General features: G+C 68.3%; 23 protein-coding genes. 5 read left to right on the top strand and 18 right to left on the bottom strand.

The window, feature by feature from the left end:
• Nucleotides 1–21 precede the first annotated feature (21 nt).
• Nucleotides 22–1,269 (bottom strand): L,D-transpeptidase, encoded by a 1,248-nt coding sequence (locus ACXYX3_RS10555; RefSeq protein WP_458612041.1) that lies wholly within the window; start codon nt 1,267–1,269, stop codon nt 22–24.
• 258 nt (nt 1,270–1,527) lie between these two features.
• Between ACXYX3_RS10555 and ACXYX3_RS10560 the strand changes: the two genes are divergently transcribed.
• From ACXYX3_RS10560 to ACXYX3_RS10575, 4 genes are all read left to right on the top strand, one after another.
• Nucleotides 1,528–1,773 (top strand): hypothetical protein, encoded by a 246-nt coding sequence (locus ACXYX3_RS10560; protein WP_048423115.1) that lies wholly within the window; start codon nt 1,528–1,530, stop codon nt 1,771–1,773.
• Nucleotides 1,774–1,782: 9 nt separating this feature from the next.
• On the top strand, nt 1,783–2,985 hold the full coding sequence (locus ACXYX3_RS10565) for a cupin domain-containing protein (protein WP_458611643.1): 1,203 nt from the start codon (nt 1,783–1,785) through the stop codon (nt 2,983–2,985).
• A gap of 4 nt (nt 2,986–2,989) precedes the next feature.
• Nucleotides 2,990–3,877 carry a sucrase ferredoxin gene (locus ACXYX3_RS10570; protein ID WP_458611644.1) on the top strand — a complete coding sequence of 296 codons (888 nt, stop codon included), beginning with the start codon at nt 2,990–2,992 and terminating at the stop codon, nt 3,875–3,877.
• A 116-nt stretch (nt 3,878–3,993) separates the two neighbouring features.
• On the top strand, nt 3,994–4,377 hold the full coding sequence (locus ACXYX3_RS10575) for an STAS domain-containing protein (RefSeq protein WP_458611645.1): 384 nt from the start codon (nt 3,994–3,996) through the stop codon (nt 4,375–4,377).
• A 90-nt stretch (nt 4,378–4,467) separates the two neighbouring features.
• On the opposite strand, the gene ACXYX3_RS10580 is transcribed toward ACXYX3_RS10575, so the two are convergent.
• The 13 genes from ACXYX3_RS10580 to ACXYX3_RS10640 all read right to left on the bottom strand — a co-directional run bounded on the left by ACXYX3_RS10580 (nt 4,468) and on the right by ACXYX3_RS10640 (nt 17,736).
• Entirely contained in the window at nt 4,468–5,265 is a 798-nt protein-coding gene (locus ACXYX3_RS10580; RefSeq protein ID WP_458611646.1) for a SigB/SigF/SigG family RNA polymerase sigma factor, read from the bottom strand.
• Between the two features lie 352 nt (nt 5,266–5,617).
• Complete coding sequence (locus ACXYX3_RS10585; protein ID WP_458611647.1) at nt 5,618–6,343, bottom strand: GAF and ANTAR domain-containing protein; 726 nt, start codon at nt 6,341–6,343, stop codon at nt 5,618–5,620.
• A gap of 120 nt (nt 6,344–6,463) precedes the next feature.
• Entirely contained in the window at nt 6,464–6,643 is a 180-nt protein-coding gene (locus ACXYX3_RS10590) for a hypothetical protein (protein WP_458611648.1), read from the bottom strand.
• Between the two features lie 3 nt (nt 6,644–6,646).
• Complete coding sequence (locus ACXYX3_RS10595) at nt 6,647–8,950, bottom strand: putative bifunctional diguanylate cyclase/phosphodiesterase (protein WP_458611649.1); 2,304 nt, start codon at nt 8,948–8,950, stop codon at nt 6,647–6,649.
• Nucleotides 8,951–9,050: 100 nt separating this feature from the next.
• Nucleotides 9,051–10,151 (bottom strand): sulfate/molybdate ABC transporter ATP-binding protein, encoded by a 1,101-nt coding sequence (locus ACXYX3_RS10600; RefSeq protein WP_458611650.1) that lies wholly within the window; start codon nt 10,149–10,151, stop codon nt 9,051–9,053.
• Nucleotides 10,148–10,963 carry an ABC transporter permease gene (locus tag ACXYX3_RS10605; protein WP_241207705.1) on the bottom strand — a complete coding sequence of 272 codons (816 nt, stop codon included), beginning with the start codon at nt 10,961–10,963 and terminating at the stop codon, nt 10,148–10,150. The genes ACXYX3_RS10600 and ACXYX3_RS10605 overlap by 4 nt, the downstream gene beginning before the upstream one ends.
• The gene (modA, locus tag ACXYX3_RS10610) at nt 10,960–11,706 is read right to left on the bottom strand and encodes a molybdate ABC transporter substrate-binding protein (protein ID WP_458611651.1); all 747 of its coding nucleotides are present in this window, start codon (nt 11,704–11,706) and stop codon (nt 10,960–10,962) included. The genes ACXYX3_RS10605 and modA overlap by 4 nt, the downstream gene beginning before the upstream one ends.
• Nucleotides 11,703–12,104 (bottom strand): TOBE domain-containing protein, encoded by a 402-nt coding sequence (locus tag ACXYX3_RS10615; RefSeq protein ID WP_458611652.1) that lies wholly within the window; start codon nt 12,102–12,104, stop codon nt 11,703–11,705. The genes modA and ACXYX3_RS10615 overlap by 4 nt, the downstream gene beginning before the upstream one ends.
• Nucleotides 12,105–12,188: 84 nt before the next feature.
• Nucleotides 12,189–13,448 (bottom strand): DUF4032 domain-containing protein, encoded by a 1,260-nt coding sequence (locus tag ACXYX3_RS10620; protein WP_241207702.1) that lies wholly within the window; start codon nt 13,446–13,448, stop codon nt 12,189–12,191.
• Nucleotides 13,449–13,468: 20 nt separating this feature from the next.
• Nucleotides 13,469–14,668, bottom strand: a complete 1,200-nt coding sequence (locus tag ACXYX3_RS10625; RefSeq protein ID WP_458611653.1) for an ABC transporter ATP-binding protein — start codon at nt 14,666–14,668, stop codon at nt 13,469–13,471.
• 4 nt (nt 14,669–14,672) lie between these two features.
• The gene (locus ACXYX3_RS10630; RefSeq protein WP_458611654.1) at nt 14,673–15,500 is read right to left on the bottom strand and encodes a carbohydrate ABC transporter permease; all 828 of its coding nucleotides are present in this window, start codon (nt 15,498–15,500) and stop codon (nt 14,673–14,675) included.
• Nucleotides 15,497–16,429: a carbohydrate ABC transporter permease gene (locus ACXYX3_RS10635; protein WP_458611655.1), complete on the bottom strand. Its 933-nt coding sequence runs from the start codon at nt 16,427–16,429 to the stop codon at nt 15,497–15,499. The genes ACXYX3_RS10630 and ACXYX3_RS10635 overlap by 4 nt, the downstream gene beginning before the upstream one ends.
• On the bottom strand, nt 16,426–17,736 hold the full coding sequence (locus ACXYX3_RS10640; RefSeq protein ID WP_458611656.1) for an extracellular solute-binding protein: 1,311 nt from the start codon (nt 17,734–17,736) through the stop codon (nt 16,426–16,428). The genes ACXYX3_RS10635 and ACXYX3_RS10640 overlap by 4 nt, the downstream gene beginning before the upstream one ends.
• Before the next feature lie 231 nt (nt 17,737–17,967).
• Here ACXYX3_RS10640 and ACXYX3_RS10645 point away from each other — a divergent pair, with 231 nt between their 5' ends.
• Nucleotides 17,968–19,608 (top strand): glycoside hydrolase family 13 protein, encoded by a 1,641-nt coding sequence (locus ACXYX3_RS10645; protein ID WP_458611657.1) that lies wholly within the window; start codon nt 17,968–17,970, stop codon nt 19,606–19,608.
• Nucleotides 19,609–19,615: 7 nt separating this feature from the next.
• On the opposite strand, the gene ACXYX3_RS10650 is transcribed toward ACXYX3_RS10645, so the two are convergent.
• The 4 genes from ACXYX3_RS10650 to ACXYX3_RS10665 form a co-directional block, all read right to left on the bottom strand.
• A complete protein-coding gene (locus tag ACXYX3_RS10650; protein WP_458611658.1) occupies nt 19,616–20,323 on the bottom strand; it encodes a response regulator in 708 nt (235 codons plus the stop codon).
• 2 nt (nt 20,324–20,325) lie between these two features.
• Nucleotides 20,326–21,135, bottom strand: a complete 810-nt coding sequence (locus ACXYX3_RS10655; protein ID WP_458611659.1) for a universal stress protein — start codon at nt 21,133–21,135, stop codon at nt 20,326–20,328.
• On the bottom strand, nt 21,132–22,127 hold the full coding sequence (locus tag ACXYX3_RS10660) for an Acg family FMN-binding oxidoreductase (RefSeq protein WP_458611660.1): 996 nt from the start codon (nt 22,125–22,127) through the stop codon (nt 21,132–21,134). Before ACXYX3_RS10660 ends, ACXYX3_RS10655 begins: the two co-directional genes overlap by 4 nt.
• 725 nt (nt 22,128–22,852) lie before the next feature.
• A complete protein-coding gene (locus tag ACXYX3_RS10665; RefSeq protein ID WP_458611661.1) occupies nt 22,853–25,327 on the bottom strand; it encodes a hypothetical protein in 2,475 nt (824 codons plus the stop codon).
• Nucleotides 25,328–25,385: the final 58 nt, after the last annotated feature.

Genomic DNA, 25,385 nt, shown 5'->3' on the forward strand with positions numbered 1-25,385 from the left:
CCGGACCGCGGCGGGTCGCCGCTACTGCTCGAGCGCGCTGCCTTTCATCCACTCGGACCACGGCAGCGTCCAGTCGCCGTTCTGCTCGAGCTTCAGCGGCGGCCCGCCGGTGTGGCGCACCTCGACCACGTCGCCGGGCCGGGAGAACTCGTAGAACCACTGCGCGTTGTCGCTGTTGAGGTTCAGGCAGCCGTGACTGGTGTCGGTGTTGCCCTGCGCCCACACCGTCGAATTCAGCTGGTGCAGATAGATCCCGTCCGAGCTGATCTTCGTCGCCCACGGAATCGTCTCGCGGTAGCCCAGCCGGCTGTTGACCGGCAGCCCGAACGTCGAGGAGTCCATGATCACCGGGTTGGCCTTGTCGATCACCGTGTAGACCCCCGGCGGCGTCCAGAACGACAGCGTGTTGCCGCCGATGGTCTCGGTGCCGCCCATCCCCATCGATGTCGGCATGGTGCGCACCAGCTTGCCGTTGTCGTACACGCTGACCTGTTTGGTGGTGTCGTCGGCGATCGAGACGTGCGCGTCGCCGATCACGAACCCGACCTTCTGATCCTCGGCGCCGTAGAGGTCGTCGCCGAGCTCGTCGCCGTAGATGTTCGCCTCGACGCTGACCTTTGTGCCGGGCGCGTAATAGTGCTGCGGGCGCCAGTGCGCGGTCTGGTCGTCCACCCAGTACCAGCTGCCCTGCACGGGCGGATCGGTGCGTACGCGGAGCTGCCGCTCAGCGGCGGCCTTGTCGACACTCTCGTCGAAGTGGGCGACGATCACCATCCCGACCCCGTAGGTCCCGCCGTCCTGGATCGGCGCGTAGCCCACGGTGTTCAGGTACACCGAGGTCTGCTCACTCGGTTCCACCGTGGTGAAGCTGGACGTCTGCCGCGTCGGCATGCCGCCGGGCCCGTGCCCGCTGATCGTCATCGTGTACGTGCGGCCGTAGCCGAGCTGCACCGTCGGCTTCCACGCCTTCGCATCCGGGGTCAGCACGCCCGGAATCTCGCGATCCGCGTCGTTGACCATCGTGACGTTCTCGAGCGTTCCGCTGACCGCCGCCACGAGCACCCGGGCATCCGGCTTGACGTCCTCGGCGCCGGCGCCCGGCGTCACGATCAGCCGCGCCGGCTCGGTCGGCGACGGGGGAGCGGGCGGTGCGAACGCCGACGAGCGGCCGGCGGCCAATGCCTGGCACCCGTCACTGCAGCGCTGCGAGCTCGACGAGACGACGCCCAAGGCCGCGACGACCGCGAGGAGGGTCGCCAAGCAGGCGATGCGGGCACGACGATCAGACCTCAAGCGTTCTCCAGTGTGTATATCGGCGAATGGCCAGGCGATCCCACGTCGGATCGATGGCCCGATCCTACTGGGCCAGCGGCGCTTTGCGCGCAGCGCGCCCCGATCGTTACCCCCTGTGCCGCGCTCTGTGATCTCCGGTCTCGGAACCGGGTGTTTGGCTGCCGATCAGGGCGGGCACCTCTGCCTCGCGCGGTAGGCTGCGGCTGATCGCAGCAGCGCGGAAAGGTGACGACAATGGCACTCGATGACGACGACATCACGACTGAGTCCGGTGGCGAGGGTCCGGCCGACGGTGGCTCGAATCCCGGTGGTCACGACGGCGGCGCCGATGGCACCGCGGGCGGCGAAGGTCCGGCCGACGGTGGCTCGAACCCCGGTGGTCACGACGGCGGCGCCGATGGCACCGCGGGCGGCGAAGGTCCGGCCGACGGCGGCTCGAACCCCGGCGGTCACGACGGCGGCGCGGACGGCACCGCCTAGGACGTTTGCGTGCTGACTCGCTGCGTAGCAGTCGACACCGACGTCTTCGCGGCGCAGTACTGGGGGCGACGGCCCCTGCTGAGTCGGTCCGACGCGCTACCCCGTGACTTCACCGACCTGCTGTCTCCAGCGGCGGTCGACGAGCTCATCACCAGTCGCGGGGTACGCGCGCCGTTCCTCCGGATGGCCAAGGAAGGCTCCCTGCTCGCGCGGGAGTGCTACGTCGATGCGGCGGGTTTCGGCGCCGAGATGCCCGACCAGGTCGACTCAGCCCGGGTACTCGGGCAGCTCGCGGCCGGTGCCACCCTGGTGCTCCAGGGACTGCACCGCCTGTGGCCGCCGCTGATCGACTTCGTCCGCGACGCCGTGGACGATCTCGGCCACGCCGTGCAGGCCAACGCGTACATCACCCCGCCCGGCAACCGCGGCTTCGACGCTCACTACGACGTGCACGACGTGTTCGTGCTTCAGGTCAGCGGGGCCAAACGCTGGATCGTCCACGAGCCGGTCCACGCAGATCCGCTGCCGAGCCAACCGTGGACCGATCACCGCGAGGCCATCGCCGCCCGCGTGAAAGACGCCCCGGTGATGGACACGACGCTGACCGCCGGAGATGCGTTGTACCTCCCGCGCGGCTGGCTGCACTCCGCGGTGTCCGAGGACGCCACATCGATCCACCTGACGATCGGGGTGTCGGCGACGACGGGCGTCGACGTGCTCAGAGCCCTGATCGACACCCTGGCCGACAGCGCCGAGTTCCGTGCTTCGCTGCCGATGGGCGTGCACACTGCCGACCCCGACGAGACGGCCGCGCTGGCGGCCAAGGTGCTGGCCGCGCTCACGGCCACAGTCGGGGATCGCGCCGAGGAACTCAGCGACGGAGTCGCCACTCGGTTGACCCGTCGGCACGCCGACCGCACCCGACCGGTGGCGGTCCCTCCGCTGGCCACACTGGAGGCGACGCAGGCCGCGGACACCACACCGGTGCGATGGCGCCGCGGATTGTGGGCCACACTCGCCGAGGTCGACGGGCGGGTGCGGTTGCGATTGCCTGACCGGACGATGTCTTTCCCCGCGTTCTGCCGGCCGGCGCTCGAGGCGGCCATGTCCGGGACAGTGCTCGACGCGAGCACACTGCCCGGACTCGACGCCCACGACGGAACGGTGCTGGTGCGCAGGTTGCTGCGCGAGGCCATCGTCGTTGTCGCCTGACCCGATGACCCCGGCCAAACGGGTGCCGTGCAGCGACCAGTCCCTGGTGCGCGGTGACCCCATGTACGCAACGGCGAGCGCGGGCCACGCCTGGGCGCTGTTGGAGCTCAGCGGTGGGTGGGGTCCGTCGGCGTTCCTGAACTCGCCGTCGATCATCGACCCCGCACTCGGCCGCGCCGTGGCCCGTCGCTTCGAGGCGGCCGGCATGCGAGTCGCCGCGATCCGCAAGCCGGGCCGACGTGTCTCGCCGCCGCGGTGGCGCTGGTATCTGGCCTTTTCCGACGAGGGTGCCGAAAAGCTGTACCAAGGTGAGGTCACCGACCCCAGCGGTTATCTCGATCTCGCGCTCGACGGTGGTGACGGCACGCGGTGCGCCGAGCCCGTCGTCGTGGTGTGCGCGCACGGCCGCCACGACCAGTGCTGCGCCGTACGCGGCCGCAGTGCAGTCGCGGCGATTGCCGCCCGCTACCCGGAGATCACCTGGGAGTGTTCGCATCTCGGCGGCGACCGGTTCGCGGCAACGATGTTGGTGCTACCCGAAGGGCTGTGCTACGGCCGCATCGATCAGACCGACGCCGCCGGTCTCATCGACCGGTACTACGCCGGCACCCTGGACCACAGGTTCCTGCGCGGCCGCACCTCGCTACCGCACGCGGTGCAGGCCGCACAGCATTTCGCCCGGGCCACCTTCGGTGACGAGCGCATCCGGGCGCTGTCGCCGGTGTCGGTCGACCATCGAGACGCCTCGATCCGGGTGGTACTCGACGGGGAGACGGAGCCCATCGAGGTGGTGCTGATCGAGGAACTCTCCGAACCACTGATGTCGATGTGCCGGTCCACGGTGGCCGGTCGGGTCCGCACGTTCGCGCTCCAATCGATCAGCTCCCCGTGACCGTCACCCGAATCGCGTGAACGCGTATACACTGATCATGACGCGCCCCATCGTTTTGGTTCAGATTCAGCAGCCCGTGAGACGCAGCGCTTCAGCACCAGCGATCGGGAGTTGCCATGTCGTCCATTCCAGCCATGCCGGATCCGGCGCAGTCGCCGTCTCCGTGCATCGTCACCGATTCCTGGCACGATTCGGTCGTAGTGATCCGCTGCGTCGGTGACCTCGACATGCTGACCGTCGGCACGCTCGAACGTCAGATCGACACCGCTTTGAAGAAGAAGCCGTCGGCGATGATCATCGACCTCGCTGCGCTGGACTTCCTCGCCTCGGTCGGCATGGGTCTGCTGGTCGACGCGCACGACAGATGCGGCGACACAACACAATTCATGGTCGTTGCCGACGGGCCCGCCACGAGCAGGCCGATGCGGCTGATCGGGCTGAGCGAACTGTTCACGTTGCACGCCACCCTCGAGGACGCTGTCGACGCGGTCAAGCGCTGACGGGGCTTCCGCGAAAGCGGTTGACCGGCAACCTATTCGAGACGGAAATCGGTGACCTGCTGCCGCGTTCGCGGCAGCAGGTCACCGCTGTCAGCTGGCTTTCTCGCGGATGCTCGACAATGCGCGCGAGAGCAGTCGCGACACGTGCATCTGGGAGACGCCGATCTCGTCGGCGATCTGCGACTGCGTCTTGTTGTCGAAGAACCGCATCTTCAGCACGAGGCGGTCGCGCTCCGGCAGGCCGGCGATGAGCGGGCGCACCGTGTTGATGTCGACCACCTTCTGCAGGTTGGGGTCTGGTCCGCCAAGGGTTTCCATCATCGTCAACCCGTCGCCGTCGGAGGTGATCTCCTGCTCGGTCGAGCGGGTCGAATACGCGTCGGCGGCGATCAGCCCCTCGATGACCTGTTCACGGTCGAGGCCCAGATGCTCGGCCAGCTCGCTGGGTGACGGCGCGCGATTGAGGTCGTGGGTCAATTCCGCCCGCGCGTTCTTGAGTCGGATGTTGAGTTCCTTGAGTCGACGCGGAACCTTCAGCGCCCACCCGTGGTCGCGGAAGTAGCGGCGTACTTCGCCCATCATCGTCGGCACGGCGAAGGCGAGGAAATCGTCAGCCGTGTCGATATCGAATCGGTTCACCGCATTGAGCAAGCCGACCCGGGCCACCTGGACCAGATCGTCGTGCGTTTCGCCACGCCCGCGGAATCGGCGGGCGATGTGGTCGGCCAGTGGTAGGCAACGCTCGATGATCGCCTCGCGGTGGCGTTGGTAGACAGCGGAGCCCTCGTCGAGGAGGGCCAATTCTCGGAACATGTCCGCGACGTCGGCATAACCGCCGGATTCGGTCGTCTTGCGGCTGGGGGCAAAAGTCTTTTCGAGAGTAGGCATGAGCAATCACGCCTTTCCTTCATGACGGGACGCGTCCGGTGTCCGGGAACAACTCGCTGGCTTCTTCAGGGGAGCTGAGAACCCAGGACACCGGCGTCAGGTCTTGCGGACCGCCGGCAAGCGATTGGCACAGGACCAATTAGGTCACGCCGGATTCTCGACATGCGCTTACTGCGGTAGGTACGTCACCGCGGCGCCAGTTTGCTTCCGGCTGTACTACTGTCTGCGGTGACATCACACGTTTAGCACGTACGTACGACAATACGGCGCGAGTGCAGAACTGCAAGCCCATTCGTCTGAGAATGTCCGTTAGAAAAGCTCAAGGGCAGCTCACGAGGTTGTGACGCCGGTGTCAGGACTCGCCGACACCCGCATCGATCACCCGCTGCGCGATGTCGACGAGCTTGGTGTTGCCCTCCTGGGACAGTCGGCGCAGCAACTCGAAGGCCCGGACGGCGTCGATGGCGAAGCGTTCCATCAGGATGCCCTTCGCTTGGCCGATGAGGTCGCGGGTGGCCAGGGCGTTGCGGAACTGTTGCTGACGGCGCAACAGGTTCCACGTGACGGTGGTATGAGCGGCGAAAATCAACGCTTGCTCGAGCGATTCGTCGTCGAAGACGCCGGGGGAGGGCGCGTAGAGATTGAGCGCGGCCAGCCGATTGCCGTCGTTGTGCAGCCGGATCGACAGAATGGAGCGCACCGGCGAGAGTTCGCACGCGCTGCGTTGATAGCGAGGCCAGCGGGTCTCTGCGGCCAAGTCGTCGACGTGGATGGTGTCGCTGGTCCACGCCGCCGAGAGGCAGGGACCCTCGCCGTGCTCGTTCTGGATCTCGTCCAGCAACGTGGCGTCATCACTGGTCGCCCCGAGGGTGCTGACGTGTCGATCGTCGTCGACCAGGGACAATCCGGCCGCGTGGGCTCCGGGCACGGCAGTCACGGTAGCCACGTTGACCTCGCGCAACACGGCGTCGATCTCTCCACCGCCGCTGCGCTGGACATCATCGAGTTGGTTCAGGAACTCATAGATCCGCTGCCGGTCCGGCGAGAGCTTGGCGTTCGAGCCTTCGGATGAAACCACTGAGCTCCTCCGCTCCGGGGACAAGATCTCTTCAGGCGTACCCGATCAGTGGCGACCCATCGCTGCGGGACGGAGAGCACTTCGTTTTCCGGCTCCGCGGGCCGTTGTACGAAGGGCGGCTCAGCCGACCGCGTCGTGAGGCGCGATGCTGAATCTCAGCCCGTCATCGGTTTCCTCGGGTTCCACCGGCGTCTCCCGCCCGCAGACCGGACAGGTCGCCGCCTGAGCGGAGGGTTGATCGTCGGGCACGTACCGGCCCGTTCCTTCGCATGCGCTCACCGCGTGCGAGTACCCGCTCATCGGTCAGGCATGTGTGCCGGATGCGGCCCTGGCAGCGATGGCGGCCGCCCCGACGGGCCTGCCGAACAGATAGCCCTGACCGATGTCGCACGCGTGTTCGCGCAGCCACTCCGCGGTCTGCTCGTCCTCGATGCCCTCGGCGACCACGGTGATGCCGAGGTCGTGCGTCAGGTCGATCACCGCGCGGACGACGGCGGCCGCCCGGGCGTCGGTGGTCACCGGCGCGACGAAGTGACGATCGAGCTTCACCTCGTCGATCGGGAGGTCACGCAGGTACGACAGCGACGAGTAACCGCTGCCGAAGTCGTCGATCGCCACGCGGATGCCGTGGGCGCGCAGGCGCCGCAGCACCGCGGTCACCGTTTTCATGTCGCTGAGCACGACGTCTTCGGTGATCTCGACGGTCAGCAGGTCGGCGGGCAGTCCGCGGCCGTCCAGCGCTTCGCAGAAGAGTTCGGGAAGGTCTGTCTCGCGCAGACAGGGGGCGAACAGGTTGACCGCGATCGGCATGCGCAGCCCGTTGGCGTGCCAGCGCGCCGCGTCGTCGAGGGCAAGGTCCACCACGATCCGGGTCACGCGCTGGATCAGTCCGCGCTCCCGGACGAGGGCGATGAACGCGTCCGGCAACAGCATGCCCAACCGGGGATGCGGCCACCGCAGCAGCGCCTCCACCCCGACCATCTCGCCCGTCGGCAGGGCGAACTTGGGCTGGTAGACGACCCCGAGCCCGTTGTGGTCGATAGCGTTGCGCAGTTCGCCGAGCAATTGGAGTTCCGCGGCGCCGCCCGTGCCCTGGCGGCGCTCGGCCAGCTGTTCGACCAAGTCACCGTCAGCGGCCAGCATGTCGGCAGTGAAAGTGTGCACCTCACGCGAACGCGCGCGCTTGGCCGCCTGCATGGCGATGACCGCGCGCCTCTGCACGGTGTCGGCCACCAGGTCGGGCTCTGTCATCGAGGCGACCGTGACCCCGATGCTGGGGCGCAGCAGGATGTCCTGGCCGTCCACGGTGAACGGGACGTCGAATGCGGCGCTGACCTTCTGGGCCACCTCGGCGGACGCGTCGTACGGACCTTCGAGCAGGATCGCGAACTCGTCGCCGGCGATGCGGGCCACGGTGTCGCCCGGGCGCACGGCGGCGGTGAGTCGCCGGCCCACGTCCACCAGCAACCTGTCGGCGGTGTCGTGGCCGAGGTTCTCGTTGATCAAGCGGAAGTCATCGAGATCGAGGGCCAGCACGGCGACCGAGCGGTCGATACGCGCCCGCAGCAGCATCGCGTGGGCCAGCCGTTCGCCGAACATCGTCGGGTTGGCCAGGCCGGTCAGCGGGTCCTGAAGCGCGTGGTCCACCGCGGCCGTTATCAGCCGGCGGTTCTCCCAGGCGGCGATGGACTGGCGCACGCACACCGCCGCCACGATGGCCGGCACCAAAACGCGCTCGAGACCCGACATGATGAGCATCGGCCCGATCGTTCCGGCCAACAGCAGCGGGATGAAGGGCAGCCAGACAGACGCCTTCGACGGCGACGGCAGGCCCGGTGCCCGGGCGGACGGCGCGGCACGGCTGATCACCGCCGCCGCCGCGAACAGAGCCGCGGCCCACGCCCACGCGGCATCGATCAGGTCACCGGATCGGTAGGTGTCCTGGGCCACCATGCCGGCGTAGGCGCTGTCGGCGACCGCCATCACGGTGATGGCTGCGGCGAGAAGGCTGATCGCGACGCGCTGGCCCCCGGTCGTGCGCATCAGGGTCACCACCGCGATGGTCAGCATCACGATGTCGGCGGCGGGGTAGAGGAACGCCACGATGATGGCGGCCCGGTCCTCCCGGTAGGCGCTGTAGACGTCGTCGAGCACGAGAATCCACGCCAACAGGAACAGGCACAGCGTCACCGTGATGCTGTCGAGCACGATGCGCAGTCGCGATTGCCGCAGCGGTTCGGCCACGAACTGCGTCATCGCGACAGTGGCCAGCGCGGCGAAGACCACGTAGAAGCCGTCGGCGAGCGAGGGTACGGGCACCTCCTGGCGCAGGATGACCTCGTAGACGAACCAGGTCGCGTCGCCCAGCGTCCACGCCGCCAGGGCTGCGGTCATCAGGCTCCAGGCCCGGCGGAGGCGCCCCGACGCAGAGCGGGCGGCAAGACCTGCGCAGGCGGCCGCATACACCAGCAGCGCCAAATTGATCAGGTCGTCGGCGACCCGTGCACCTGGCAGGTCGGCTCCCACGACGAGTAGCGCCGTGAGGATGAGAACCCCCACCAGCGGCGCGATGACCAGCGCGATTACCCGCCGGGAGTAGCGGCCCATGTCCACAACGCTCCCATACTGCCTACTATCGCGTGCTCGACGGGCTTTGTCAGCAAATGTCGACGTGCCGAGCGCGGGATTTGACGCTAGCGCATACTCCTCACCGGCCGGCCGGGGCCGGAGGTGTGCGATGCGGGGCGGGGTGTAGCCCGACCTCCTGCGCTTTCACGGCGAAGAAGACCTCCCGTCCGGGTTCCAGACCGAGATCCATCACGGCGGCCGGCGTGACGTCGGCGGCCAGCCCGGGGCTGCCGTCGGGCAGGTCGGCTCCCCGGATGCGCACTGCGTGACCACGCAACACCACGTCGACGATGGTGGTCGGGATGACGTTGCGTGGGCTGGCCTGTGGCGATTCGGTGTGCACGGCGACCGCGGCCGGCGAGAACAGGGCGACCGCAGCCGAACCGGGTTCCACCTCGCCTACGCCTGCGAGCTCGAGACCCCACGGCGTACGCAGCGCTCCAGCGCCGGCGACCCCGGACACCAGATTCATGCCCGCGATGCCTGCGGCGAAATCGCTGCGAGGAGCGGTCAACACAGATCGGACGGGACCCTGTTCGACGACGTGGCCGCCGTCGATGACCACCGCCGTGTCCGCGAGCGCCAACGCGTCGAGGATGTCGTGGGTGACGATGAGCGCGGTGCGGGCGTGCAGGCGTAGTTGAGCGCGGACCGTGCGTCGCAGCGCCGCCGCGGCCCCGACATCGAGGGCCGCGAACGGCTCGTCGAGCAATAAAACCCGGGGTTCGGCGGCCAGGGCGCGGGCCAGCGCGATGCGCTGAGCCTGCCCGCCCGACAGCTGCGCGGGACGGCGCTCGGCCAGCGGTTCTGCGTCGACGGCGGCGAGCCAGTGGCGTGCTCGTTCGCGCGCGGCCCGGCGGGACAGGCCGCGACAGCGCGGCGCGTAGGCGACGTTGGCGGCGGCGTCCAGATGGGGGAACAGCAGAGGTCGCTGGGCCAACAGCGCGACCCCGCGCCGATGTGCGGGCACGAAGGCGTCGGCCTGCACGTCGGTGACGACGTCGTCGCCGATCCGGACGTGACCACTGTCCGGCCGCACGAGGCCGGCGATCGCGTGCAGGAGGGTGGATTTCCCCGCCCCGTTCGGACCGAGCACGGCCACCACCTCGCCGTCGGCGACCGAGAAGTTCAGGTCTATCCCGCGCTGTGCGAGCACGATGCGGGCCTGCACCCCGCTCACGGCAGGGACCCTGCCGTCGGGCGACCGGCGGTGACCACGACGATCCCCGCCGCGACGGCGATGAGCAGCAGCGAGAGTGCCACCGCGGCATCGGCATCGGTTTCGCGCTGCAGGTAGATCTCCAACGGCAGGGTCCGGGTGACTCCCTGCAGAGACCCCGCGAACGTCAGCGTCGCGCCGAACTCGCCCAGCGACCGCGCGAACGCGAGCACCGCCCCCGAGATCAGACCGGGCCACACCAACGGCCCCGTGACGGTGCGTAACACCCGGGTGGGGCCGGCACCCAGAGTCGCTGCCACCTGTTCGTAACCCTGTCCTGCAGTGCGAAGCGCGCCCTCGAGACTGAGGACCAGGAACGGCAGCGAGACGAAGGTCTGTGCCAGGACCACCGCGGTGGTGGAGAACGCCACCTGCACCCCGAGCAGTTCCAGGTGATGACCCAGCAGACCCTGTCTGCCGAAGGTGTAGAGCAGCGCGAGTCCGCCGACCACCGGTGGCAGCACCAGCGGCAGCAGGATCAGAGCGCGCACCACCGATCGGCCGGGCAGGCGGCTGCGCGCCAGCGTGAGAGCCATCGGCGCGCCCAGGAGCACACACAGTGCCGTGCTGGCCGCGGCAGTCTGGATGCTCAACAGCAATGCTGCGCGGGCGGAGTCCGAGGTGATCAGGGGGATGAAGTGCGCCCAGTCGACCCGTGTGACGATCGCCAGCAGCGGGACGACCAAGAACGCGGCGCCCACCGAAGCCGGGAGATAGATCCAGCCGGGGAGATCCACGGGCACCGCGCCCCCGACCCGTGCTCGCGCGGTCACGGTGCTGCGAAGCCGGCGGCCGCCAATGTCTCGCGGCCACGTGGACCGGTGACCAGATCGACGAATTGTCGTGCCGCGCCGGCGTTTTCCGCGGTGGTCAGAACGGCGATCGGGTAGGTGTTGACGGCGCGGGCGGAGTCGGGGATGGCGATCGCGTCGACTCCGGCGCCGGCCGACCGCGCGTCGGTGGTGTACACCAAACCCGCGTCGGCCTGCCCTGAGGTGACCTTGCCGAGGACGTCGGTGACCGACGATTCCTCACTCACCGGCGTCAGCGACACGCCGGTGATCTGCTCGAGCCGCTGCGTGGCCGCGCCGCAGGGGACCTGCGGCGCGCACACCACCACCTGCGTTCCCGGCCGGGCCAGATCAGCGAAAGAGCCGATCCGGGAGGGATTTCCGGGCGGGGTCACGATGATCAACTGATTGGTCGCGAAGTCCACCGGCTCGCCCGACACCAACCCCGCGGACACCGCCTTGGTCATGTTGGCGGTGTCGGCGGAGGCGAACACCTCGGCTCTGGCTCCCTGTGTCAGCTGGGTCACCAGAGCAGACGAGCCGGCGAAGTTGAACGTCACGGTGGTGCCGGGATGGTCCTTCTCGAATTCTGTGCCCAGTTCGGTGAACACCGCCGTCAGGGAGGCGGCGGCGAACACGGTGATGCCCGCGCCCTCCGGTGGCGACGAGCAACCGGAACCAGCGACCACCGTCGCGAGCACCGCGGCCGTCAACGCTTTTCTCATCGATCGCCCGCCGTCTCGACGATCACCGTGGTGGCCTTCACCGCGGCGACCGCGACCACGCCCGGCTCCAGGCCCAGCTGGGTGACCGATTCCGTGCTCATCAAAGACACCACCGTGAACGGTCCGCACTGCAGCTGGACCTCGCTCATCACCCGGTCGGAGGTCACCTTGGTCACCAGCCCGACGAAGCGGTTACGCGCCGAGCTGGCGACACCGACGGGATCAGGAGGCGGTGCGGCGTGGCGGACGGCGAAGGCTGCCAGGTCTGCGCCGGCGATGACCTTGCGCCCGACCTCGTCGGTGGTTGCCGCCAGCGCACCGCTGTCGACCCATCGCCGTACCGTGTCGTCGCTGACACCGAGGAGGGTCGCGGCCTCTTTGATCCGGATCGCCGGCATCGGCTCGCCCCTTCGCAGATGCGGACAGATTCGGTGTATTGAACCATATCTGCGGATCAAATGCAGCCGCTGGGGCCGCACGAGCTAATCGTCGTCGAGCACGGAGAACGGCTCGGTCGGAACCTCCACCACCGCCAACTGCGCCGCAGACTCCGACGGCACGACCTTGCCGGCCAAGGCCTGCAACGCCCGCTCCGTGCCGACGTCGTGGCCGGCCCGCTCGGACAGCAGCCAGCGCACTTCGAGCAGATCGCAGTACGCCTGGATCGGGGTGCCGGTGCGGCCGACGGCGGCGTGCGCGCGGTGCATCGTCGGCGTGGCCACCTCCATGACCCAGAGTTGACCCGCGGTGCGCTCGTCGACGTCGTGGCCGGCTTCCTGGCACAGCTGCCCCTGATAAGCGTGCAGATCACCGAGCAGGATGCGGGCCTGTCCCTCGCCGACATCCAGGCCGGTGAGGCGCTGCAGCTGCGTGGCGTGGTAGCGACGGTCGCCGACGGCGACGTGCAGGCGCAGCTCGTCGGCGCCGGAGGTGACCGGCTGCAGCGACACCTCATCGACGGCGAAGCCGAGCTCGTTGAGCTTGCGGATCGTGCCTTCCACCCGGTAGCGGTCGGCGAAGCCGAATGTCGGTGCGGCATGGAGCAATTCCCACAACTGCTCGTACCGCTCGCGGATCGCCAGCGCCTCGGCGATGAAGCCCGGCTCCAGTTCCGGTCGACCCAGCCACGCGGCGACGTCGAGCAAACCCGCGGCGACGTTCTCGACAGTGATGTCGATGTCCTGCGCGCGTTGGCCGTTCGACAGAGTCGGATGGATCTCGCTGGTCTCGGCGTCGACCAGGAAGGCTTGCAGCACCTGCCCGTCACGGGAGAACAGCGTGTTCGCCAGTGAACAGTCACCCCAGAACACGCCGTGGCGGTGCAGTTCCACCAGGAGCGTGGCCATCGCGTCGAACAGCCGGGCCCGGTGTTTGGGGGCGTCAGGCGGTAGCCGCATGAACATGCGGCGGTACTGCCACGATCCGGTGAGGTAGCGGGTCAGCAGGATCGCGGTGTCGAAATCGGGCTGGAACACCAGCCCGGCGGGCCGAACGGCGTTGAGCCCCATGTCTTCCAGTTCCCGCAACGCGTCGTACTCGCGCCCCGCGATCCGTGGGGGCAACTCCTTGAGCGCCCACAGCTCACCGTCGCACTCGACGAAGCGAACCAGGTGCCGGCTGGGTCCGACCGGCAGTTCGCGCAGCGGGATCTGCGGCGCGGCCCAGTCGGCCAATGGCCGCTCCCACGGCAGCGCCAGTAGCTCCGCGCGAGCGGCGCGCAGCCGCAGCTCAGGAGCGGCCATGAGCGGGTGGACTCGTCGGCTCAGCCGGCGGACGCCGCGTGCCGACCACTGGATTGGCTTGACCGCGTGAGGTTCTCACCACTCTGCGGATCGAACAGATGCAACCGCTCGGCGTCCAGCCACAGCGTTGCCTTGTCCCCGGTGCGGACCCGACTCAGCGGATCGAGTTCCACACACAGTTGGGTACGCAACTGCTCGGTGTCCAGGTCCTTGGCCAACTCCGACAGCTGGTCCTTGATCTCCGGGGTCGCATCGAACGGCACGAAGGCGTATTGCTCGTTGCCCAGCCATTCGACCATGTCCACGGTGACGTCGAAGGTGACCCCGCGGGAGCGCTTGTCGTCGTCGACGAACTCGGCGTCCTCGAACGCGCCGGGGCGGATCCCGGCGATGTAGAGCGTGCCGTCGGAGACCGCGCCGCGCCACTGCTCACGCAGCGGGATCGTCACGAACGGCAACTCGAGCTGATCGCCTCGAACCCGCGCGGGCACGAAGTTCATCGGCGGGGAACCGATGAAGCCGGCGACGAAGAGATTCACCGGCTGGTCGTAGAGCTCCCGTGGGCTGGCGACCTGCTGCAGTACACCCTTCTTCAGCACCGCCACCCGGTCACCGAGAGTCATGGCCTCGGTCTGGTCGTGCGTCACATAGACCGTCGTGACGCCGAGTTTGCGCTGCAGCCGCAGGATCTCGGAACGCATCTGACCGCGCAACTTCGCATCGAGGTTCGACAGCGGCTCGTCGAACAGGAACGCGTCGGCTTCCCGCACGATCGCCCGGCCCATCGCGACGCGCTGCCGCTGACCACCCGACAGATTGGCCGGCTTGCGCTCCAGGTGCTCACCCAGTTCCAGCGTGTTGGCGGCCTCGTTGACCCGATTGCGGATCTCGTCGTCGGAGAGCTTGCCGGACAACCGCAGGGGGAAGGCGATGTTCTCGAACACCGTCAGGTGCGGGTAGAGCGCGTAGTTCTGGAACACCATCGACAGGTTGCGGTCCCGTGGCGCCTTGTCGTTGACCCGCGTGTCGCCGATCATCATGTCGCCCGACGAGATGTCCTCGAGGCCGACGATCATCCGCAGCAGGGTGGACTTGCCGCACCCCGATGGGCCCACCAGGATCATGAACTCGCCGTCGGCGATGTCGAGGCTGACGTCGTTGACGGCCGGATATCCGTCGCCGTACTTCTTGACGATGTTGCGCATCGTGATTGCTGCCATGGGGTTATCCCTTCACTGCTCCGGAGGTCAGGCCGGCGACGATGCGCCGCTGGAAGATGAGAACGAGGATGACGACGGGGATCGTCACGATCACCGACGCGGCCATGATGTAGGGGACCGGCGATTCGAAGTACGAGGCACCCTGGAAGAACGCCAGCGCCGCGGGCACCGTGCGTGCGCTGTCGGTCGACGTCAGCGAGATCGCGAACAGGAAGTCGTTCCAGCAGAAGAAGAACGTCAGGATCGCGGTGGTGAACACCCCCGGCGCGGCCAGCGGCACGATCACCTTCCGAAACGCCTGCCATTGCGTGGCACCGTCGACCTGCGCGGCATGCTCCATCTCCCACGGGATCTGGCGGAAGAACGCCGACATCGTCCAGATGGACAGCGGCAGCGCGAACGTCAGGTAGGGGATGATCAGGCCCAGCCAGGTGTCGTAGATGCCCAGCCCGCGCCACATGTCGAACAGGGGCCCCACCAAGGCGGCCTGCGGGAACATCGCGATGCCCAGCGCAAGGGACAGCAGCAACTTCTTACCCGGGAACTCCAGGCGCGCAATGGCATACGCGGCGAACATGGCGATGATCACCGAGATGATCGTCGCGACGACCGCGATGCCGATCGAGTTGATCAGCGCCCGCGTGAACAACTGGTTGCTGAAGATCTGCGCGAAATTGTCCAGCGTGAACGAACTGGGCAGGAACGTCGGATTGCCCGAGACGATGTCGGACGGCGGTTTGAACGCCAGGCTGATCATCCACAGCATCGGCACGAAGCTGTAGATCACGATGACGATCCCGGCGATCGTCCACCACTTGGTGCTCTTGGTCACTGGTCACCCCTGACTTGCGACAGGTCGGTTTTGAAGACCTTGATGAAGATCCACGCGATCGCCACCACGGACAGGAACAACAGCACCGACACCGCCGACCCCATACCGAGGTTCACCAGCGTCACGTTCTGCCGGTAGGCCAGGAACGAGATCGTCTCGGTGTTGTTGGCGCCCGCCGTCATCACGTAGGGGTTGTCGAAGATGCGCCACGCGTCGAGTGTGCGGAACAGCAGCGCGACCATGATCGCGGCTTTCATGTTGGGAAGCGTCACCTTCCATAGTCGTTGCCAGGCAGTCGCACCGTCGACCTTGGCGGCTTCCTGCATGTCCTCGGGCACCTGCACCAGCCCGGCGAGCAGCAGCAGCGAGATGAACGGGGTCGTCTTCCAGATCTCCGACAGGCAGATGACGAAAATGGCGGACCAGCGATCGCCGAACCAGTCGAAATCGGTGAGGTTCAGCCATTGGTTGACGAAGCCCGAGTCGATGGCGAACGCGTAGCGCCAGATGAACGCCGACACCACGGTGACGATGCCGTAGGGGATGAGGATCGCCGTGCGCAGCGGTCCGCGCCCGCGCACGATGCGCAGCATCACGAAGGCGAACCAGAAGCCGAGCACCAATTCGACCGCCACGGTGACGACGGTGATCGCCAGCGTGGTGACGAAGTCGTTCCACCACACCGGATCGGTGAGGATGACGCCGTAGTTGCTCAGTCCGACGAAGCTCCGCCCCTGCGGGTCGGTGAGCCGGAAGTTGTACAGCGACAACACCAGTGCGTACCCGAGGGGGTAGGCGGTGACGAGGAGCATCACGATGTAGGAGGGCAGCGTGAGGTACAGGCCGAGCCGGCGTTCACCCTTGGCGCGCTGGCTGACCGACGGTTGGCCCGGCTCTTTCTGCAGCGGCGGATCCTGGAGCGTCGTCACAGCAGGCGCCTGCCCGCCAGCACATCAGCCATAAATTCATCTGTCCTTTCCGGAGTGTCGCCGTTGACTGACGACGGCGGATGCCATGTCTGTTGGATCGCGCCCGAAATGTCTGTGTAGAAGGGAGTCGGCGGTCGGGGACCGCCGTCGCCGATGGATTCGCGGATCAGATCGGCGTTCGCGTATTCCTCGCGGATCTTCGGGTCGTCGTACGATGCGGCGTAGGGCGAGGGTTCGCTTTCGTCGAGCATGTACTTGGTGGCCTTCGGTTCGGCGTTGATGCACTCGACCAGGGCCACCGCTTGGTCGGGATGCTTGGTGTAGGCGCCGATGCCGAGGTTGGCACCACCCAGCGGCGGGGCGCTGGGTCTGTCGGCCGACACCCGGGGGTAGCGGGCCCAGCCGATGTCGTCGACGACCGACTGGGCGAGCGTGCCGTCTTCGGCCGCGCTACGCGCCGCGGCGAGGACGTAGGGCCAGTTCACCATGAACATTCCCTCGTCCGATTGGAAGTTGGCGCGGGCCTGTTCTTCGGAGGCGTTGGACAGATCCGTCGGTGCGGCGGGGGAGCGCCCGAGGGAGCCGACGATCTCGGCGGCCTTCTCGCCTGCCGGGCTGGCCAGCGAGGGCTTGGCGTCGCGGCCGGCCTCGACGTCCTGCAGCAGCGCACCTCCGCCCGAGAGCACCAGCGCATTGATCCACACGGTGTAACCCTCGTAGCGCTGCGCCTGGACGGCGACCTTCTTCTGTTGTCCGACAGCCGCTTTGATCATCTCGTCCCACGTGAAGTTGGGACTCGTCGGGTCGACACCGGCCGCGGCGGCCGCCGACTTGCGATACCACAGCAGCTGGGCGTTCGACTTGTACGGTGCGCCGTAGAGCTTGTCGTCCCACATCCCGGTCTTCGTCGGGGCGGGCAGCATGCCGGCGGTCAGCCGCTGGGCCTCCTGCTCGGTGTAGGGCCGCAAGAAGCCGGCGTTCGCGAACTCGGCGGTGAACACGACATCCATGCTGACCAGATCGATGGAGGTGTCTCCGGCGGCCAGGCGGCGCACCATCTGCTCACGCTGCGCGGTGGCCGTCGAGGGCAGCGATTCGATCTGCACCCGGTAGGCGCCGCCCGAGGCGGCCTCGCATTCCTGAGCGCGTGCGGCGGAGCCGCCGTTGTCCGGAAGGATGTACCACGTGAGCGTCGGAGGCCCGCCGTCACTGCCGCATCCGGACAACAACGTGGCGGCGAGCAGAGGTGCGCTTGCCAGCGCGATTGCCCGACGTCGTCGCCCGCGGGCGAACTGAATTCGTTTCATCTCGTCCTCGTCCTATGACGTCGCGGTTCCCGAGATCCTGCGCACGAGGGCCACGACCAGCACATTCGGTACAGCGACGAGTGTGTCATAGTTCACAGGAACTCCGGTGGTGTGGGGCCGTATCGGCGCGGCACCAGCCGGCGGCCACCCCGAAAGTGCCTCAGCTGTCGCGACATCGTCGGTGTTCACTACCGTGGACGCACGTTCGTCGAATGTGCGTAAAGGAGTGCCGTGGCCCGCGCCGAGTCCTCGTGGTGGCAGACCGCCGTCGTGTACCAGGTCTACATCCGCAGCTTCGCCGACGGCAACGGCGATGGCGTCGGCGACGTCGCAGGGTTGCGGAGCGGTTTGCCCTATCTCGCGCAGCTGGGTGTCGACGCGATCTGGATCAACCCCTGGTACCCGTCACCGATGGCCGACGCGGGCTACGACGTGGCCGACTACCGCGAAATCGAACCGGCCTACGGCACCCTGGCTGATGCACAGGCATTGATCGCCGAGGCTCACGATCAGGGCATTCGCGTGCTGCTCGACATCGTCCCCAACCACACGTCCGACCAGCACGCATGGTTCCAGGCCGCTGTCTCCGACGAACCGGGCGCGAGGCAGCGCTACCACTTCCGGCCAGGCCGTGGACCCGACGGTGCGCAGCCCCCCAACAACTGGCAGAGCGTGTTCGGTGGACCTGCGTGGACGCGACTCGCCGACGGGCAGTGGTATCTCCATCTGTTCGCTCCCGGGCAGCCGGATCTCAACTGGGACAACGCCGAGGTGCGGGCCGAGTTCGAGGACATCCTGGCGTTCTGGTTCGACCGTGGCGTGGACGGTTTCCGCATCGACGTGGCGCACGGGCTGATCAAGGCCGACGGTCTGCCCGACACCGCCGATCCCGACGATGCGGCGCAGAGCCTGGTGCAGTCGCGCGCCGGCCATCCCGCGTGGGATCAGGACGGCGTGCACGAGATCTACCGCGGGTGGCGGGCAGTCGCGCAGCGCTACACGCCGGAGCGGATCTTCATCGCCGAGGCGTGGGTGCCGAGCAACGAACGGTTGGCCCGCTACCTGCGACCAGACGAACTGCACACCGCTTTCCAGTTCGATTTCCTGCGCGCCCCCTGGCGTGCCGAGGTGTTGCGCACTGTCGTCGACGACGCGATCAGTGCCGCCGCCACGGTCGGCGCGCCCCCGACGTGGGTGCTGTCCAATCACGACGTCACCCGCACCGTCACCCGGTTCTCCCGCTCCCAACCAGGGCACTTGATCGAGACCGATTGGGAGCGGGGCCGCTGGGCTGATGAGGACCCCGACCACGTGATCGGTCGGCGGCGCGCACGTGCCGCAGCGCTTGTCCAGCTTGCCCTGCCCGGGACCGCGTATGTCTACCAGGGGGAGGAGCTGGCGCTCGAGGAGGTGGAGGATCTGCCCGACGAGGTACGTCAGGATCCGACGTGGGTGCAATCCGAATTCACCGACGTTGGTCGCGACGGCTGTCGAATTCCTCTGCCCTGGAACGCGACTGATGTGCCCTACGGCTTCGCCGCAGACCCTGCCGCCGTCACGTGGTTGCCCCAGCCCGGGCACTGGGCGGAGCACAGCGTGGAGGCGCAGGACGGCGACGCCGATTCCACCTTGAACCTGTATCGGCGCGCGATTGGTCTGCGCGCGCAGTTGTGGTGCGATGCCGGCGATCTCACGTGGCTGGCCACGCCCACCGGCACTATCGCGTTCGAACGCGGTGCCGCGCAGTGCTGGGTCAACACCGGCGATACCGAGGTGCCGCTGCCCGGATCGGCGACGGTGATGCTGGCTTCGGCACCCGACGTGCAGACGGTTCTGCCGCCGGATACCGCGGTCTGGCTGCGCGCCCGTTGACCGCGGCTCACCCCAGCGGATCGTCGCCGGGATGAGCGCGCTGCTGCTCGAGTTTGGAGATGAAGACCGCGGCCTGCGTGCGCCGCTCCATCCCGAGTTTGGCGAGCAGCCGTGACACATAGTTCTTGATCGTCTTCTCGGCCAGGAACATTCGCGCAGCGATCTGCCGATTGGTCAATCCCTCGCCGAGGAGATCGAGCAGGACCCGCTCTTGATCGGTGAGGCTCGACAGGGGATCGTGTCCGCGCCCTTCGCCGCGAACCGTCGCCATCAGTGCCGCCGCGGCGCGGTTGTCCAACAGCGAGCGTCCCGCTCCCACGTCCTTGATGGCGCGCGCGAGCTCCATGCCCTTGATGTCCTTGACCACGTACCCGCTGGCGCCGGCGAGGATCGCGTCGAGCATGGCCTCATCGGAGGTATACGAGGTCAGCATCAGGCAGCGCAGATCCGGCATGCGGGACAACAGGTCCCGGCACAGCTCGATCCCGTTGCCGTCGGGCAACCGGACGTCGAGGACAGCGACATCGGGCTGCATCGCCGGAATCCGCGCCAACGCCTCGGACACCGAGCCGGCCTCACCGATCACGTCGAGATCACCGTCCGCGCTGAGCAGTTCGATCAGGCCACGGCGGACCACCTCGTGGTCGTCGACGAGGAACACTTTCACCTTGGTCGCGACGTCGTCGTCGTCGTCGTTCAGCGGTCGGCCCTCCATGGTCACAGTGCGGTCTGCGGACCGCAGATCAGGATCGAACAGTCGGTGTCCCGTAAAGCGGCGTTACCGGGCGCCCCCACGAGTTCTGTCAGGCCTCCCCGGCGGGTTCGGCTGGTCACCATCAGCGCGACATCGTCGGCGTTGGCCGCCAGGTAGCCGAGGGCATCCGAGTCGCCACCCACCGAGATGTCGAGTTGCGGGTACCTGCGCCGTGATTCGGCGAGGCGACGCTCCCACTGCGCTGCAACGTCGGCGGTGTTCGGCGATGAGGCCAGTATCCGCACCGCCGCGTTGCGCCGCTGTGCCTCCACCAAACCCCTGTCGAGCACGGCGCCCGCCGCTGCGCGGTCGGCGAGCTCGACGACGACGGATCGTTGCTGCTGCCCATGCGCGCGGTGAGAACGCACGATCGCGACCAGACACTGTGCGGCCGCGGACAGTGCCGCCGCGGTCGAGCCGATGCGACCCTGGGTCGCATGTCGCACTCCGCGGGCCCCCACACACAGCAGTATCGCTGATCGCGACGCCCGCAACAGGGTCTCGACCGGGCGTCCGTGCACGATGCTGACATCGACCTGAACTGGTCGTCCGGTCGATTCGACCGCGTTCACAACGTCTTTCACGGCCGTCTGAGCGCACGCCATTCGCTGCGCTCGACCTCGCTGATCGTCGGGGTCGGCGTCGATGACGTAGATGAGGCGCAGTGGAACGTCGCGGTGTTCGGCTTCGTCGATGGCCCACAGAGCGGCCTCCAGCGCGGCGGCGGATCCGTCGATACCCACCACGACCGATGGTGTGGATTCGGAGTTCACGTCGGCTCCGGGCAGATGTGCAGCACGTCGTGAACATCTCGTCGGGGGGTGGGCGGCGGCGGTGACTCGAGAGCAGGTGCTCTTCCGACGCGGATCAACGCCTGCGGGATCGCGCGATTGCCGATCAGTGACGCCACGACGTCTCGCCCGCCGGTGAGTTCGGTCACGTGCGTCACGACGCATGTCGCCAGACCCGAGATCGTCGCGTCGAGCAGGACAGCGGAAAGCATTTCACCGCAACGCAATACGCTCTCCGCGGAGTCGTCGACGGAGGACACGACGAGTATGCGTGCGTGGTCCTCGTCGACGTCTTTGCGGCGTTCCGGACGACTGGTGACGGGGAAGTTGCGTCCGACCGCGACACGGTCACTCTCCGGCGCCGAAATGAGAGCGGTGGCCGGGATGCCGACATCGGATGCGAAAAGATCTGTCCACCAATCCAACTCCGCATGATATTCGGCGTCGTGCAACCGCAGAACGTCGGTGACCTGGGAGAGCTCGGCCACCGTCGCGCGGTGCTCGTCAGCGAGAGCGCAGAGCCGAACTGCGCCGGCATGCTCCGAGGCGATCGATGCGTCGACCAGGTCGCCGGCCCCGTCGGGAGGTGCGAGGAACGCCAAGCGATCGGTGCGACGCGCCATGATCGCGTCGGCACGGTGGCGCTGCTGTGGGCTCACGCCCGGCGCAGGGGTGAGCTCGATGCTGGCGACGTGGAGGGAATTCTCCGGATCGGGGAAGCGGGTGACCACGCCGTGCCATCCCGCCGCCGCGACGGCGACTCGGAAATGGTCCAACACGGCGCCGCAACTGAGTAACGCCTGGCGTCCACTGCTGTCGGCACTCTCGGCGCGTCGGGACGGATCGAGGTACAGGTCGACGGTGTTTCCGGTCAGCGTCCAGCGCCAGGGCTGCGTGTTGTGGAGTGATGGTGCGCGGCAAGCCACCTGCAACACATCGACGATCAGCTCGCATCCGATTTGCGGCGTGGTCATCGCACCTCCACTTCGTCTGCTGCCAGACTGCGCGGTGCTCGAGCGCTGGGACAGGGCCAATGGTCCCTTGCGGGTGTGACGTGCGCCAGGAAGCCGCAGCAACGCGGGCGCAAACGCGTGCCTGGCATGACCGACCGCGCCAATCCGGAAGTGCAAAAACCTTTTCGGTGCCGTCGCGGCGAGCCATCGCCGAAGCGGATATCGCATGCGATGAGGCGCTCGCGCAACGGTGGCAGACGGGTTTGCGGAGGAGGGTCGGCGTGGTGGCGCACGAAGCGCTGGCTCATGCAGCCCGTGGTGGACGAAAACTCACAGCGCCTTCAGAGGTTGGCGTTTCCGGCAGTGCCGGCATGGCATAACCGCAGCTCAGTCGGATGTGTCCGCAACGGGATTGCTTCTCCTTGGCAACGGTTGCATAACGCAGCTTTTGTCGCGTCGGCGTTTCTCCAAATTGTCGGTTCAGTAAGCCCAGTAACTGATCGGAATTGCAGCACGACGCAGAAGGACTGGGAGCGCATGTCACGGACCAAGAAGGGCATCGTCGTTGTCATGATGGGCAGCGCGGGGATGTTCTTGAGCGCGCCGCTGTTGACGCCGCTTGCCGCCGCGGACCCCGGCCGGGGTGGCGTGCAGTGCCTGGGCATCCTCCAGCAAATCGCGAGTCGCCCCGCTGACATCCCGCAGGCTCTGCACGATGCCGCGTCGTCGTTCACAGCCGGGCCGGGTCAGCCCACTCCTCCCGTTGTGGTTCCGCCAGCCAGTTCCGCATCGGCTGGACTGCCGCCGACACCGCCGCGTCCGCCGGCTTCGGTATCCGCGTCGTCGTCGGGTGCCACGCCGCCCGCGCCGGGGACTCCCGGAGTGCCGGTGACCGTGACGGGCACAGGAGCAACACCTCCTGTTCCGCCGGCACCTCCGGGCGCTGCGGTCACTCCTGCTGCGGGCGTGACGCCGCCCGCACCGCCGGCGCCGGGCGGACCCGTCGCGACTCCTGTTGTCAACGCGGGCCCGCCGCTGCCAGGGGTCCCCGGGGCGCCGATTGTCGGTGACGCCGGGGCTGTGCTGCCGCCGGTTCCGGGTGTGCCGGGTGCACCGGTGGGTGGTCCGGTGGGCGCGGGTGCGCCGCCGGTTCCGGGTGTGCCGGGTGCGCCGGTGGGTGGTCCGGTGGGCGCGGGTGCGCCGCCGGTTCCGGGTGCGCCGGGCGCGCCGGTCATTGGTGACGCAGGTGTGGTGGCGCCGGCCGGTGTACCGGGTGTCGGTGCGCCGGTTGAGGGTGCCGGTGGTGCGGTGGCGCCAGCCGGGGGCGCTGCCCCGGGCGCGCCAATCGCCGCTGCCGGAGGCGATTTCGCGCCCCCGGCGCCCGGCGTTCCGGGAGCTCCGGTTGTGGGTGAGTCGGGTGCGGTGGCGCCGCCGGCGCCGGGTGTGCCGGGTGCCCCGCTGGGCGCTCCGGTGGGCGCTGGTGCTCCTCCTGCTCCGGGTGTGCCGGGTGCTCCGGTGGTGGGTGAGTCGGGTGTTGTGGCGCCGCCGGCGCCGGGTGTGCCTGCGGTTCCGGTGGGGTCCTCGGTTGAGGGTGCGACGCCTCCTGCTCCGGGTGTGCCGGGTGCTCCGGTGGTGGGTGAGTCGGGTGTTGTGGCGCCGCCGGCGCCGGGTGTGCCTGCGGTTCCGGTGGGGTCCTCGGTTGAGGGTGCGACGCCTCCTGCTCCGGGTGTGCCGGGTGCTCCGGTGGTGGGTGAGTCGGGTGTTGTGGCGCCGCCGGCGCCGGGTGTGCCTGCGGTTCCGGTGGGGTCCTCGGTTGAGGGTGCGACGCCTCCTGCTCCGGGTGTGCCGGGAGCTCCGGTGGTGGGTGAGTCGGGTGTTGTGGCGCCGCCGGCGCCGGGTGTGCCTGCGGTTCCGGTGGGGTCCTCGGTCGAGGGTGCGACACCTCCTGCTCCGGGTGTCCCCGCGACCCCGGTCGCCAGTTCGGTAGAGACCTTCTCTCCGCCCGCACCTCCGACGCCAGCGACGCCGTCGGTCAGTTCCATCGAGACCTTCTCGCCGCCGGCTCCTCCCGCGCCTGCAGTGCCGGCGGGTTCGTCGGTGGAGGTTGCGACGCCTCCTGCGCCGGGTGTGCCTGCGGTGCCGGCGGGTTCGTCGGTGGAGGTTGCGACGCCTCCTGCGCCGGGTGTGCCTGCGGTGCCGGCGGGTTCGTCGGTGGAGGTTGCGACGCCTCCTGCGCCGGGTGTGCCTGCGGTGCCGGCGGGTTCGTCGGTGGAGGTTGCGACGCCTCCTGCGCCGGGTGTGCCTGCGGTGCCGGCGGGTTCGTCGGTGGAGGTTGCGACGCCTCCTGCGCCGGGTGTGCCTGCGGTGCCGGCGGGTTCGTCGGTGGAGGTTGCGACGCCTCCTGCGCCGGGTGTGCCTGCGGTGCCGGCGGGTTCGTCGGTGGAGGTTGCGACGCCTCCTGCGCCGGGTGTGCCTGCGGTGCCGGCGGGTTCGTCGGTGGAGGTTGCGACGCCTCCTGCGCCGGGTGTGCCTGCGGTGCCGGCGGGTTCGTCGGTGGAGGTTGCGACGCCTCCTGCGCCGGGTGTGCCTGCGGTGCCGGCGGGTTCGTCGGTAGAAGTTGCGACGCCTCCGGTTCCGGGTGTGCCGGGTGCTCCGGTGGTGGGTGAGGCTGGTTTGGCGACGCCTCCGGTTCCGGGTGTGCCGGGTGCTCCGGTGGTGGGTGAGGCTGGTTTGGCGACGCCTCCGGTTCCGGGTGTGCCGGGTGCTCCGGTGGTGGGTGAGGCTGGTTTGGCGACGCCTCCGGTTCCGGGTGTGCCGGGTGCTCCGGTGGTGGGTGAGGCTGGTTTGGCGACGCCTCCGGTTCCGGGTGTGCCGGGTGCTCCGGTGGTGGGTGAGGCTGGTTTGGCGACGCCTCCGGTTCCGGGTGTGCCGGGTGCTCCGGTGGTGGGTGAGGCTGGTTTGGCGACGCCTCCGGTTCCGGGTGTGCCGGGTGCTCCGGTGGTGGGTGAGGCTGGTTTGGCGACGCCTCCGGTTCCGGGTGTGCCGGGTGCTCCGGTGGTGGGTGAGGCTGGTTTGGCGACGCCTCCGGTTCCGGGTGTGCCGGGTGCTCCGGTGGTGGGTGAGGCTGGTTTGGCGACGCCTCCGGTTCCCGGTGCGCCGGGAGCTCCGATTGCCGGAGCAGCAGGGGCAGGTGCTCCCGGTGTCCCCGGGGCTCCGGCCACCCCCGTCGCCGCCGCTGCAGGTACGGCCGGTCCGGGAACTCCCGCAGCCCCAGGCGCA

It is taken from the genome of Mycobacterium sp. Panama NTM2 (genome assembly GCF_054355555.1).

What these genes read in the sequence shown, in the direction of transcription:
- ACXYX3_RS10560 (WP_048423115.1), top strand. Translation starts at nt 1,528, where the DNA reads ATGGCACTCGATGACGACGACATCACGACTGAGTCCGGTGGCGAGGGT.
- ACXYX3_RS10570 (WP_458611644.1), top strand. Translation starts at nt 2,990, where the DNA reads ATGACCCCGGCCAAACGGGTGCCGTGCAGCGACCAGTCCCTGGTGCGC.
- ACXYX3_RS10575 (WP_458611645.1), top strand. Translation starts at nt 3,994, where the DNA reads ATGTCGTCCATTCCAGCCATGCCGGATCCGGCGCAGTCGCCGTCTCCG.
- ACXYX3_RS10580 (WP_458611646.1), bottom strand. Translation starts at nt 5,265, where the DNA reads ATGCCTACTCTCGAAAAGACTTTTGCCCCCAGCCGCAAGACGACCGAA.
- ACXYX3_RS10590 (WP_458611648.1), bottom strand. Translation starts at nt 6,643, where the DNA reads ATGAGCGGGTACTCGCACGCGGTGAGCGCATGCGAAGGAACGGGCCGG.
- ACXYX3_RS10595 (WP_458611649.1), bottom strand. Translation starts at nt 8,950, where the DNA reads ATGGGCCGCTACTCCCGGCGGGTAATCGCGCTGGTCATCGCGCCGCTG.
- modA (WP_458611651.1), bottom strand. Translation starts at nt 11,706, where the DNA reads ATGAGAAAAGCGTTGACGGCCGCGGTGCTCGCGACGGTGGTCGCTGGT.
- ACXYX3_RS10615 (WP_458611652.1), bottom strand. Translation starts at nt 12,104, where the DNA reads ATGCCGGCGATCCGGATCAAAGAGGCCGCGACCCTCCTCGGTGTCAGC.
- ACXYX3_RS10620 (WP_241207702.1), bottom strand. Translation starts at nt 13,448, where the DNA reads ATGGCCGCTCCTGAGCTGCGGCTGCGCGCCGCTCGCGCGGAGCTACTG.
- ACXYX3_RS10625 (WP_458611653.1), bottom strand. Translation starts at nt 14,668, where the DNA reads ATGGCAGCAATCACGATGCGCAACATCGTCAAGAAGTACGGCGACGGA.
- ACXYX3_RS10640 (WP_458611656.1), bottom strand. Translation starts at nt 17,736, where the DNA reads ATGAAACGAATTCAGTTCGCCCGCGGGCGACGACGTCGGGCAATCGCG.
- ACXYX3_RS10650 (WP_458611658.1), bottom strand. Translation starts at nt 20,323, where the DNA reads ATGGAGGGCCGACCGCTGAACGACGACGACGACGACGTCGCGACCAAG.
- ACXYX3_RS10660 (WP_458611660.1), bottom strand. Translation starts at nt 22,127, where the DNA reads ATGACCACGCCGCAAATCGGATGCGAGCTGATCGTCGATGTGTTGCAG.